Here is an 11,709-nt window from a genome sequence, read left to right on the forward strand (position 1 = left end):
TGAACGATTAGTTCACGAAGGAGGTGAATCTCGTTAGAGTCCGGGGATCATGCCCGGGTACAGGAAGACGTTGGACGCTGGAGTAGACGATCCAAGGCCCAGAATGGGGCGCAGCTTGTGTGGGTTCCCGGCTTGGTCGGCCTGCCAGCAGTTGTCGTACCCGCGGAACCCGGTACACACGATCTTCGTGGTCGTGCCAAACGGCGAGATGATTCTCGGCAGGCCGATGAAGGGATTGTAGAACTCCAGACGGTCAGGGGTGAGCGCAAAGCTGGTCACGTCGACTGGCCGGACGGGAGATCCCTGCCCGGGATCAACGGGCCAGGCGTCCTGAGCGTTCGCTTGTCCCACACCGACAAGCATTGATGCAGTGGCCAATGTGACGGCGGCGAGCGTGGCAAGGGTGCGGCGCATAGTCAATTCCTTGCTGGGAGGGACGGTCTCAACCCGGTTATCGTCGCAGAAGTCGTATGCGTTAACAACGGAGCAAGCTGGCGTTCTCAGGCGCTCAGCGCTACTGGGAACTTGAGGGTGCACCCATCCAGGTGAACCGGTGACCGGTCGGATGGCCAGTTGCACCGCCTCAGGCCTGAAAGCGTAGGTGCCACTCGATGGCGTCGCCCACCACCAGAGTCGTGACGTGGCCGTCCTCGGCCACGAACCGGACGCTGACTCGGGAAAGTGGAGCATCGGACATGCGCCGAGCGTAGCCGCGCCAACGTGCACTTCTCGAAGAGAGCCGTGCCCCCAACATCTCCACCGGCGGGCGTCTCCTCTCTCTCCCCCGCCCCCGATTCCTAAGAACTGCGTAGGCCGTCCCAGTTCCTTGGTTTTGGGACGTTGCGCGGTTTCTTTCATCAATAGGCCGGTCCGGGACGAAGCAGACTGGACCGGCACCGCTGGCGTCGAGGATGACGAAGAAGGTGACCACCGTCATTTTCACCTCCTACCAGCCGAAGGCGATGGTCCAGGCTGTACCGGGTGAGCTCAGCTGGGCGCGAAACCGCCAACCTCGATAGATACCCACACGGGCACGATCAGCAAGACCACGACACTGAAGCCGGCTACGGCCGATCCGGTCAGGAGCCGTCCGCGCCGCCACCTCCACAACAGCAGCCCGCTGGCCGCGTACACCGCTACAACGGGAACTGCCCACGAAAGCCAATAACCCACCGTCGGACCGGGCACTCCAGGCGCTCGATCCTGCGTCGGCACCGCCGACAGTTCTGGAACCGCGAACACGCCGCGGAAAGTCTGGACCGCCCAGGTAACCGTGTACCAACCGACAACGAGGCCCACGAGCAGGCCGACCGCCGGCAGGAGGGAAACTAGCAACCCACGAAGAACGCTCTCGCCCGATCGGCCAGCGGCCGCCGAGCCCGCATCGGCATCTCCGCTGGCCATCCGATCACCATAGTTGCCCGCCTTCATTAGAGGCTTGCAGCTCATCGACAATCGCGCGGTAGGGCCTCATCCACCAAGCCTCGCCGAGCCCGAGCGTCCGACGAGCGGAAGAATGGGCCGTCACGAAAATCTGTGCGGGAGGCCGTGCACTGAAACGGGAGACCTCGCGCGCCCGGGGCTGGTGCACGAGTAGGTGACTGTTCCAGTTCCTGGGTTCTGGGTTCTGGGACGACGCGGCCTCGCCGTTGCCTATGTGTACTACGGCGGTGATGCGGCAGGATCGACAGATGCAACGAAACCCGGCCCTCACGACGCTCCTGGTGGCCAGCTCCGCGATCATGCTTACCTCATGTGGGAACTACGTGAACGTCGAACTGAGCGGGCGAACGGGTGTGTCCCACGACGGAAATGGCAACCTGTCGTTTCACGTCAACACCTGTGAGAACTCGACAGAACGAGTCGATATCGTCGCCGGACGCGAGGGCCTCGCAGGCGACGAAGAGAATCCCGTCATCGGCTCTTACACCCTCGACGAACCCGTCGGTGGATCATTCGTGATTCGCGATCAGGCCCCTTCCCCTTGGGCGGTGGATCAACAGCTCGACCTGCCGGAGGATCCTTCACACTTCTTCATCGTCTCGGCGCGGCCCGAAGACAAGGGAGGCCCCGCCTTCATTAGGCCTGAGAAGTACTTCTCCAGCGCGGCCGTCACGTACGACGAACTCATGGCCGCACGGGCGGGCGCCGTCGTGACCGGCATCGACGATGGCCTGACCTCTGTCACTCAGGAGGAATTCGACGCCGCGTGCCCCAGTGAGTAGTGCTACCTCTCGAAGGCTGACTCGGATGCCTAACTCGGCCAGTTCCGACACCGGGCCCAGGCCTCGTACCCCCTGATGGCGCGGTGCTTACCGCGAGGTCGCCCGCCTCGCGCCGGCGATTCGGTGAAGAGCCCAGAGGATCAACCCCACGACCGGCAGCAGCAACGGCACCACGAACCATAAAAACGACTCGGGCCACGACGCTCCCCGCCGCCGCTCCGTGACGGCGATCGGGACCGGGATCAGCAGCCACGCCAAGCCGGCGAGCAGCCACATGATGTCGTAGGCCAGGGGGACCGCTGCAATCGCACCGTCTGCCGCGAAAATCGTCATGTCCGATCAGAGTCCCGTGACGGAGTAGTCACGCTCGATGCTTGCCGTAACTGCACCCCACTGGCTGCCTTGAACTCGGTCCTGATGCCTGCGGAACGAAGCGGCGTCGTCAAAGACCTCCTCGACACGCCAGACCAGACTGTCCTCGGTCGGGATCACTAAGAATGACCTGCAGCCCGGCTCGGCTCGCGTCAGCTCGACATGACGCGGTAGGTGGGTAGCGACAAGGGTGGCTTCGCGCTCGTCGCGACAGATTAGTCGGCCTTCGAGATGAACTTCGCTCACCGATCCAGTCTCGGACACTTCCTTGCAGGTTGGTCCCTGAACAGCGCAGACAGGCCGATCATCGATGGCTACGAAGGCCGACGTTGCAGGGCGCGGTACAGCGTGGACCGGCCGACTCCGAGATCGCGGGCGATCGCCGACGGCCCCTCCCCCGCCTCGATGCGGGCGCGGGCCTTGCCGATTTGTTCGTCGGTCAGGACGCGTTTGCGCCCTTTGTACTTTCCCTTCGTCTTGGCGATGGCGATGCCTTCAGCCTGGCGTTCACGAATAATGGCCCGCTCGAACTCGGCGAACGCCCCCAGCAGCGACAGCATCAGATCCGCTCGAGGATCCTGGGCGCCGGCGGCATAGGTGGCCCGCTCGTGAACGAACTCCACACTCGCGCCCTTCGCGGTGATCTCGCCGACGATCTGCTTGAGATCAACCAGGGAACGGGCGAGACGGTCCATCGAGGCGACAACCAGCTCGTCCCCGTCTCGCAGGTACCTGATGCACTCTTCGAGCTTCACGCGATCGGCGCGCGAGCGAGCCGACTGCTTCTCCACGTAGACCTGATCGCACTCCCCCACCGCCTCGAGCTGACGCGCCTCATTCTGATCCGCGGCCGACACCCGCACGTACGCCACTCGCTGCCCACGAGGACGCGAGGCCCGGCGAGCCGGCTTCGAAGCCGGCTTCGGTTTTGGCGTTACCTCGACGACGTTCTCCGAGTCCGTCGACTCCACCCGAAAGTTCCAACCCAACTCGTCCCGACGCCGGAACCGAGTCCGCTCCTTCCCGCGGCTGACGATGAGCACCTCCTCGCCACCATCACCCGAACGGTTCAAGAGCGTCCCGATTCGATCAGCCATGAGGAGACCCTTTCGCCCGGAATATGTATCAATAGATCTTAGACCCGACGGGAAGACGTGTCATATGTGTCGAACTAGACCCTGCGACACAGCAACAATGGTTGGCGGGTTGTCGTCCCACACGGGTGTACCCCAGATGGACAGCCTGCTCTCCCTGTAAGGCTGCGGGCAGCTCGGGCCAGGGATTCTGTAGGGAACACCGCCCTATCGGGGCGCTAGGGGTCATGGCGGGGCCGTCAGGAGGGCCCGCCGGGGATGCCTCGACCACGATGACGGCGAACCTCGACGCCGCGAACGAGCGGGCCGAGCGGATCATCGCCGCGACAGCGAAGGTTGAGGCGCGCCAGCTCTGGAGCGCCGCCGCCGCGATGCTCCTCGCGCTCGTGCCGCTCGCGATGCTGGTCGCGGGCGTCTGGATGGCCGCAGCGGGCCTCATCACGGGTGCTCAGTGGGCGCTGGACGTGGACGGGAGCGTGTGGCTCGGCATCGGGCGGTGGCTCGTAGTCGGCGCTGGCCTCGCCGGGGCCGGCTACGCCCTCTTCGCCTCCGCCCGCTGGGTCGTCGGCCTCGCGGAGACGTGGAAGGGCCGCGGGATGCCGTCATGGCCCCGCTGGCGGAGGTGACCCCAGCTCCCGAGGGCAAGCGCGCGGAGCGCGTGCGGCAGAACTCCCCAGAGTGACAATAGGTCAGCCACTACTGTATAGTTCAGTGCATGCTGACTATTGCTTCTCGCGTCGACGTCATGAACCGGCTGGGCCGGGCCATGGCGGACCCGACGCGCTCCCGGATCCTGATGACCCTGCTGGACGGGCCGAGCTACCCGGCCGTGCTCTCGCGCGAGCTGGAGCTGACGCGCTCGAACGTGTCGAACCACCTGACGTGCCTGCGCGACTGCGGGATCGTGGTCGCCGAGCCCGAGGGTCGGCAGACGCGCTACGAGATCGCCGACCCGCACCTCGCGGCGGCGCTCACGGCGCTGGTGGACGTGACGCTGGCCGTGGACGAGCACGCGCCGTGCGTGGACGCCGAGTGCACTGTGCCGGGCTGCTGCGGGACGGGAGCGGGCGCGTGAGCGCGGCGTGCGGCTGCGACGAGCCGGAGACCCGGGTCGGCGAGGAGGCCGAGGAGGAGCGGGAGCGTCCGTGGTGGCGTGACCGCGGGATCATGGTCCCGGTGCTCTCCGGCGTCGCCTTCGGCACGGGCCTGGTCCTGGAATGGACAGGGGCAGAGGTCCCGGCGCTGGTGGCGTTCTGGATCGGCCTGCTGCTGGGCGCGTCGACGTTCACGCCCGGCGCGATCCGCAAGCTGTTCAAGGGCAAGCTGGGCATCGGCCTGCTAATGACGATCAGCGCGGTCGGCGCGGTGATTCTCGGCTACGTCGAGGAGGCCGCCGCCTTGGCGTTCCTGTACTCCATCGCCGAAGCGCTGGAGGACAAGGCCATGGACCGCGCCCGCGGCGGGCTGAGGGCTCTCCTCAAGCTCGTCCCGGAGACCGCGACCATCCGGCGGGACGGCGCGCCCGCGGAGGTCGCCGCGAAGGACCTCCAGGTCGGGCTGCTCATGCTGGTGCGCCCCGGTGAGCGGATCGCGACCGACGGCATCGTCCGCACAGGCCGGTCGAGCCTGGACACCTCCGCGATCACCGGCGAGTCGATCCCGGTCGAGGTCGAGCCCGGCGACGCGGTGTCGGCCGGGGCGATCAACACCGCCGGTGCCCTGGAGGTCGAGACGACCGCGGCGGGCACGGACAACTCGCTGACCACGATCGTGGAGCTGGTCGAGCAGGCGCAGGCCGAGAAGGGCGACCGCGCCCGCCTGGCCGACCGCATCGCCCGGCCGCTCGTGCCTGGCGTGCTGATCCTCGCCGCTCTTGTCGCGGTCATCGGCTCGCTGCTGGGCGACCCCGAGCTGTGGATCACCCGCGCCCTCGTGGTGCTCGTCGCCGCGTCGCCGTGCGCGCTGGCGATCTCGGTCCCGCTGACCGTCGTCGCCGCGATCGGCTCGGCGAGCAGATTCGGCGTGATCATCAAGTCCGGCGCGGTCTTCGAACGGTTCGGCGTGATCCGCCACGTCGCCGTCGACAAGACCGGCACCCTCACCCGCAACGAGCCCGCCGTCACCGCCGTGCTCACCACGGACGGCGTGGACGAGGCGCAGGCGTTGGCGTGGGCGGCGTCGCTGGAGCAGCACAGCACCCACCCGCTGGCCGCCGCGATCACCGCCGCCTCGCCCGGAGCTCCCGCCGCCCTGGAGGTCACCGAGCAGGCCGGGCACGGCATCGAAGGCACCCTCGACGGGGCCCGGGTCACCGTCGGCAGCCCTCGCTGGCTGGACGCGGGGACGCTTAAGGACCAGGTCGCGGGACTGGAGGAGCAGGGCATGACCGTCGTGATCGTGCACCGCGACGGGGTCCCGGTCGCCGCGATCGGGGTCCGTGACGAGCTGCGCCCCGAGGTTCCCGAGGTCGTGCGCACCCTCGCGGCCCAGGGCGTCGGGGTGACCATGCTCACCGGCGACAACGCCCGCACCGCCCGCGCGCTGGCCGCGCAGGCAGGGATCGAAAACGTGCGCGCGGAGCTGCGTCCCGAGGACAAGGCCGCCGCCATCAGCGAGCTGAGCAGGCACGGCTCGGTCGCGATGATCGGCGACGGCATCAACGACGCCCCCGCCCTGGCCGCCGCGGACATCGGCATCGCCATGGGCGCGACCGGCTCCGACGCCGCGATCGAGTCCGCCGACGTCGCCTTCACCGGCCACGACCTGCGACTCCTCCCGCGCGCGTTCGACCACGCCCGCCGCGGCAGGCACATCATCAACCAGAACATCATCCTGTCCCTGCTGATCATTACCGCGCTGCTGCCGCTGGCCCTGTTCGGCGTACTCGGCCTCGCAGCGGTGGTGCTCGTGCACGAGATCGCCGAGGTGATAGTGATCCTCAACGGGCTCCGCGCCGCCAGGACGAGGAAGTAGGAGGGATCATCGAGTGCTATAACTCCGACATGTGCTATGGCGATCCGGTAGGCGCCGCGGGCGCCCCAGTCGGGTTCGCCGAGGCCGGCGACGACGCGGTGCCAGCGCAGCAGCTCGAGGAAGTGCGCCTCGCCTGTCTGGTCGGCCGCGTGTCGGATTCGGTCCACCAGCTCGTCCACGCCGGCACCGTAGCCGGGGCCTCCGACACCGGTTGTCAGTGCAGGTCGCGGGCGGCGATGAGGCCGGAGATGAAGTCGGCGGCCCTGTCTGCTTCGGCGTCGGTGAGGTCGTATGCGATCCCCGCAACGAGAGTGCGGGAGGGGCCGAGCGGTTGAAGGCCGAGACTCACTCGAGTGGTGGCCGACAGGGCTGCGCGGTCGGCGATGTACGCAGCGGTGCAACCCAGAGCATCGGCGATGGCTGCGAACTGCTCGCGGTTCATTGTCGGAGGGTGAGCCGGACGGCCTCGGGCGGCGGGGACCTGGCCCCGTTCACAAATGCTCATGTGGCTCCCGCTTACGCCGACGGCGAGCGCCAGCCTGAGCTGCGTCAGCCCGGCTTCCAGACGAACGGTGCGGATGGCCCGCCCCAGTGACCTCGCCTCAGTTGGCGTCATTGCCCCTCCCCCTCCGTGTCGGGTCGGATCTCAGCTACGACCGACCAGTGCCCGTCCTCCTGGGCGGCCGACACCACGGACGCCTCGGCCCCGTCGAGGAGTCCGAGGTTTTGCAGGCGACGGTCGAGGTCGATGTGAGCGTGCAACTCACTCGGCCCGGTCCCGATGAGGTACATGGTCGCCATCGTGCCCGGTGCTACGACTGTGCGGGCACCGCTCCTGCCGGGTACGCAGATCTGCAAGCACCCAACAGTTCTAAAATAGTCACATAACGCTCCTGGCGGCGGCGGGCACGATCGAGGAGCGGGCCGGGACGGTGATGCTGTCCCGTCTCATCGCCTCGGCCACGAGCACAGATGCGGACGCCTCCACCTTCTCCGAGGTGGCCCGGGTATTCGGTATCGAGTGGATTCCCGCCGTCCGAGTGGCGGACGAGCTCGGTTAGGCGCGCTGACAGCCGGGCGCTGCTCCTGCGAACCGTAAGCCACGTGAGCACGGCTCTGTTCGAGCCGCAGAGTCCGTACTCCTCACCGGCAGGCCGCTGCGGCCGTGGATGTCGTCACCCTTCGCGGCGCGCGCACCACAACCGACTTCGCAGTCCGCCACCTACCGACCTCACGCCCCGAACCACGCCCGGCTGAGTTCGGCGTACCGCCCGTCCGCGCGGAGCAGCTCGTCGTTCGTGCCGGATTCGACGATCCGGCCGTGGTCCATCACCAGGATCCTGTCGGCGGCCGCGGCCTGACTCAGCCGGTGCGCCACCACCAGTCCGGCCCGGTCGCGGAGCACCGCTGCGGCGGCCGCGTCCAGGCGGCGGGCTCCGGCGGACCCGGCCTCGGCCGTGGCCTCGTCGAGGATCACCACGTCCGGGCCGGCCAGCTCGACGCGGGCCAGGGCGATCATCTGACTCTGCATGGGATCGAGCGCGTGCCCGCCCTCGCCGATGAGGGTGTCGATGCCGTCGGGCAGGGCGTCGACCCAGTCCGCGCCGACGGTCCGCAGCGCGGCGCGGACCTCGGCGAGGCCGGCCTCGGGCCGGGTCGCGCGAACGTTCTCGGCCACGGTGGCGGCGAAGGTGTGGACCTCCTGCGAGACCATCGTGACGTGCCGCCGCAGCTCGACCGGGTCCACGTCGGCTAGCGGGACCCCGCCCAGTCGCGCACTCCCCCGCGTCGGGATCACCGACCCGGCGGCGACCAGAGCCAGGGTGCTCTTGCCGGCGCCCGTGGACCCGACCACCGCGACCACCTCGCCGGGCGCGAGCGTCAGGTCGACGTCGAAGAGTGCCGGAGCGCCCTGGCCGTAGGAGTGGGTGACGCCGGTGAGTTCGAGCGGGCCGGGCCCGGCGGCGGTGGAGTGCAGCGTGGCGGAGCGCTCGGGCACCTCCATGGTGATGACTCCGACCATCCGCACCAGCGAGGCACCGGCGGACTGGACCTGATCGACCATGCCGACCAGCGCGCCGATCGGGTTGAACAGGCGATGGAACAGCAACGCGGCGGTGGTCACGGCGCCGGCGGTGATGACGCCGGCGTCCACGAGGAAGAACCCCACGACCAGCAGCAGCCCGAGGACGGTGACCTCGGCGCGGTTGTTGCGACTGAAGGCGCGGGTGACGAAGTGGAACACCTCGATGGACAGGTCCCGGGCGCGGGCGGACGCGGCGGTGATCCGCTCCAGCTCGGAGTCCTGGGCGTCGTAGGCGTGCAGGGTGCGGGACCCGGAGATGCCCCCGAGGAGACGGCTGGCCCGGGTGCCGAAGGCGGCGCGCTCGGCGGCATAGATGGGGCCGGACCGGGGCAGGTACCAGCGCAGGGTCGTCCAGTACATCGGCAGCGCGAGCAGCCCCACCAGCCCGAGCCGCCAGTCGACCGTGGCCAGCCCCACCCCGGACACGATCACCGTGAACGCCGACTGCACGACGAGCGGGATCACGGCGGTCGCGGCCTGGCTGATCTCGCGGGCGTCTTCGGCGACGCGGGAGACGAGGTCACCGGTCTCGGTCGTCTCCATCTGCGCCGCGCCCAGGCGCAGGGAGCGGTCCATCACCATCTCGCGCAGACGGGCGACGGTCGGTTCGGTGAGCCGGGCGAGCCAGGCCTGGCCGGCCCAGGTGCAGCCGGCGCCCACGATGCCGGCCATGGCGATCGCGCCCGCGCCGATCCACACGGCGGTGTAGTCCTCGCTGCCGGGCAGGTCATCGACGAGCCGGCCGATCACCCACGGCGCGACGAGGCCCGCCACGGATCCGATCAGCCCGGCCAGGCACACCAGCGCCAGGTACCCGCGCCGCTGCCGGAGCAGCGGCCACAGGACGGCCAGGGACTCGCGGCCCGTCGCCAGCGGCAACGCGCCGGGGGACCCCGCCGCGCCCGAGCCGTCCGGGCCGTCCGCGGCGGTGGCGGTGGTGGTGTTCGTCATCCCGCGGGTCGTCCCCGTCTCGGTTGTGCTCATCGGTCGACCGCCGTCCGGTAGGAGGCCGACGCGTCGCGCAGCTCGAGGTGGGTGCCCGAGCGCGCCTCGCCGCTGCGGGGCAGGTGGACCACCCGATCGGCGGTCGCGAGGAACGGCGGCGACGACGTGACGATCAGCGTGGCCTGCCGCGGCCGACTCGTCCGCAGTCGGCGGACGGCCTGGGCGATCTCCCACTCGGTGACGGCGTCGACCGCACTGGTCGGTTCGTGGAGCACCAGCACGTCCGGGTCCGCGTGGAGGGCGCGGGCGAGCGCGATCCGCTGCCGCTGACCGCCGGAGAGGTTCCGGCCGCCCTCCTGCACCGCGTGGTCGAGCCCGTCGGGCAGGTGCTCGATGATCTCCGCGACGGCCGAGGCGCGCAGGACCTCACGGGTAATCGGGGTGGCGGCCTCGCCACCGGCACCGGACTCACCGAGCTCGTCGTCGTCCCCCGGGCCGCCATGTCCCGAACCGCCGCCCCCCGGGCCACCGAGCTCGTCGTCGTCCCCCGCGCCGACGTGCTTCATCGCGATGTTGGAACGGATGGTGCCGACGAACAGGTCCACTCGGTGCGGCGCGGCGACGAGATGCTCGGCGATGGCGGGTGCCAGGTGACTGCGTCGGTGCCCGCCCACCAGGACGGCGTCGGCCCCGTCGCCGTGCCCGGCGATCGCCAGGGTGACGGCGTTCGCGGCGGCGGGCTGATCGGCCACGAGCGCGACGACCTCACCTTCGGCCACCTCCAGGTCGAGCGGGCGGCCGTCGGGCAGTGCCAGCCCCCGCACCTCCAACCGCGTCCCCGCGGGGACCTCGTCGCCGGAGTCGTCGACCGGCGCCGACCCCAGCAGGTCGACGAGCCGCTGCGCCGCGCCGTGGGACCGGGCGGAGATCGACACCATCTGGGTGATCATCCGGACCGGCTCCTCGAAGAAGACGGCCACGCCCACCACGGAGACGAGCGTGCCGATCTCCATCTCCCCCGCCAGGACCCGGTAACCGGCGGCCAGCAGGACCAGCGCCAGGACCACGGCCATCCCGAGCGAGCCGATCCCCTGGACCCGCCCCGTCCGCTCGGCGGTGACGATCCCCGCCGCGGCCGCCTCCTCGGACGCCGTGCGGTACTGCTCTGCGGCCCAGCGCTCCCCGCCGCCGGCCTTGAGCACACGCAGGCCCGCCATGATGTCGGTCGCGCGGCTGCTCGCCCGCCCGATCGCGGCCTGCTGGGCGGTGCTGTGCCGGGAGATGGCGCGGCTGGGCAGGGCGACCAGCACCAGGCTGAGCGGGACGCCGATGAGCACGATGAGCCCGACCAGCCAGTCGGTCCACAACAGGTAGACCGAGATCCCCACGATGCTGATCACCGCGGACCCGCCCAGCGCGATCTGCCGGAAGACCAACGCGGCCACGTCGGCGTCGGCCGAGCACACCGAGAGCACGTCACCGGAGCTCGCACCGTCCATCGCGCGCCGCCGGGTCAGCGGCACCCGCGTCACCTCGACCCGCAGATCGTGCGCCTCCTCCTGCAGGGCCCGGTTGCTCATCCGCGCGCCGAACCGGTAGCCGAGGCTGAGCACGGTGAACAGCGCGATGAGCCCGACGACCGACCACAGCAGGGCCCACCGGTCGAGCGGGATGATCGCGACGTCGACGATCACGCCGATCGCGATGGGCACCAGCGCCTCACACAGCTGCCACAGGGTCATGAGCACCAGGCCGGGGACCACCAGGTGCCGGCGGCGCCGGACCGCGCGCAGCAGGAGCCCGTTGGCGGTGGTCGGCGCATCCGCCGTGGTCGGGGCGCCCGCGGACTGCCGGCGCGTCGACATCGGTGCTGACATGGGTGTGGGACTCCCGCCGTTGGTGATCGCCTGCAAACTCGGCCGACTCAGCAGCGTAGTTCGCGGCGCGCCCACAGCGGCGCCCACACCTCACCTGTCGGATTGCGCCTCACCTGCGGGGCCCCGTAGGTCAGGCG

Annotated in this window: 13 protein-coding genes; 5 read left to right on the top strand and 8 right to left on the bottom strand. The window is 69.6% G+C overall.

Translation table 11 applies throughout. The features are described 5' to 3' along the window. Positions 1 to 33 precede the first annotated feature (33 nt). A complete protein-coding gene (locus AB5G72_RS11665; protein WP_017838560.1) occupies positions 34 to 414 on the bottom strand; it encodes a hypothetical protein in 381 nt (126 codons plus the stop codon). 1,352 nt (positions 415 to 1,766) lie between these two features. Between AB5G72_RS11665 and AB5G72_RS11670 the strand changes: the two genes are divergently transcribed. Next, entirely contained in the window at positions 1,767 to 2,225 is a 459-nt protein-coding gene (locus AB5G72_RS11670; protein WP_244294121.1) for a hypothetical protein, read from the top strand. An 87-nt stretch (positions 2,226 to 2,312) separates the two neighbouring features. On the opposite strand, the gene AB5G72_RS11675 is transcribed toward AB5G72_RS11670, so the two are convergent. The 3 genes from AB5G72_RS11675 to AB5G72_RS11685 all read right to left on the bottom strand — a co-directional run bounded on the left by AB5G72_RS11675 (position 2,313) and on the right by AB5G72_RS11685 (position 3,694). Beyond that, entirely contained in the window at positions 2,313 to 2,558 is a 246-nt protein-coding gene (locus AB5G72_RS11675) for a hypothetical protein (RefSeq protein ID WP_017838556.1), read from the bottom strand. Between the two features lie 6 nt (positions 2,559 to 2,564). After that, positions 2,565 to 2,843, bottom strand: a complete 279-nt coding sequence (locus AB5G72_RS11680) for a putative quinol monooxygenase (protein ID WP_031265402.1) — start codon at positions 2,841 to 2,843, stop codon at positions 2,565 to 2,567. 68 nt (positions 2,844 to 2,911) lie between these two features. Continuing rightward, entirely contained in the window at positions 2,912 to 3,694 is a 783-nt protein-coding gene (locus tag AB5G72_RS11685; protein WP_096907153.1) for a recombinase family protein, read from the bottom strand. Between the two features lie 269 nt (positions 3,695 to 3,963). Here AB5G72_RS11685 and AB5G72_RS11690 point away from each other — a divergent pair, with 269 nt between their 5' ends. From AB5G72_RS11690 to AB5G72_RS11700, 3 genes are all read left to right on the top strand, one after another. Beyond that, entirely contained in the window at positions 3,964 to 4,317 is a 354-nt protein-coding gene (locus tag AB5G72_RS11690) for a hypothetical protein (RefSeq protein WP_017838553.1), read from the top strand. A gap of 89 nt (positions 4,318 to 4,406) precedes the next feature. Continuing rightward, positions 4,407 to 4,766: a Cd(II)/Pb(II)-sensing metalloregulatory transcriptional regulator CmtR gene (gene cmtR / locus AB5G72_RS11695; RefSeq protein ID WP_154828184.1), complete on the top strand. Its 360-nt coding sequence runs from the start codon at positions 4,407 to 4,409 to the stop codon at positions 4,764 to 4,766. Continuing rightward, positions 4,763 to 6,664 carry a heavy metal translocating P-type ATPase gene (locus tag AB5G72_RS11700; protein WP_031265396.1) on the top strand — a complete coding sequence of 634 codons (1,902 nt, stop codon included), beginning with the start codon at positions 4,763 to 4,765 and terminating at the stop codon, positions 6,662 to 6,664. Before cmtR ends, AB5G72_RS11700 begins: the two co-directional genes overlap by 4 nt. 214 nt (positions 6,665 to 6,878) lie before the next feature. On the opposite strand, the gene AB5G72_RS11705 is transcribed toward AB5G72_RS11700, so the two are convergent. After that, the gene (locus AB5G72_RS11705; protein WP_007633541.1) at positions 6,879 to 7,280 is read right to left on the bottom strand and encodes a helix-turn-helix domain-containing protein; all 402 of its coding nucleotides are present in this window, start codon (positions 7,278 to 7,280) and stop codon (positions 6,879 to 6,881) included. Then, positions 7,277 to 7,465 (bottom strand): hypothetical protein, encoded by a 189-nt coding sequence (locus AB5G72_RS11710; protein WP_017838548.1) that lies wholly within the window; start codon positions 7,463 to 7,465, stop codon positions 7,277 to 7,279. Before AB5G72_RS11710 ends, AB5G72_RS11705 begins: the two co-directional genes overlap by 4 nt. A gap of 131 nt (positions 7,466 to 7,596) precedes the next feature. Here AB5G72_RS11710 and AB5G72_RS11715 point away from each other — a divergent pair, with 131 nt between their 5' ends. Beyond that, complete coding sequence (locus tag AB5G72_RS11715) at positions 7,597 to 7,725, top strand: hypothetical protein (protein WP_276507514.1); 129 nt, start codon at positions 7,597 to 7,599, stop codon at positions 7,723 to 7,725. A 170-nt stretch (positions 7,726 to 7,895) separates the two neighbouring features. Here AB5G72_RS11715 and AB5G72_RS11720 read toward each other — a convergent pair whose 3' ends face one another. Further along, positions 7,896 to 9,734 carry an ABC transporter ATP-binding protein gene (locus tag AB5G72_RS11720; RefSeq protein WP_440219924.1) on the bottom strand — a complete coding sequence of 613 codons (1,839 nt, stop codon included), beginning with the start codon at positions 9,732 to 9,734 and terminating at the stop codon, positions 7,896 to 7,898. Continuing rightward, complete coding sequence (locus AB5G72_RS11725) at positions 9,731 to 11,572, bottom strand: ABC transporter ATP-binding protein (protein WP_440219925.1); 1,842 nt, start codon at positions 11,570 to 11,572, stop codon at positions 9,731 to 9,733. Before AB5G72_RS11725 ends, AB5G72_RS11720 begins: the two co-directional genes overlap by 4 nt. Positions 11,573 to 11,709 lie beyond the last annotated feature (137 nt).

It is taken from the genome of Dietzia sp. MNB45 (genome assembly GCF_051994785.1).
GTDB classification, from domain to species: Bacteria; Actinomycetota; Actinomycetes; order Mycobacteriales; family Mycobacteriaceae; genus Dietzia; species Dietzia kunjamensis.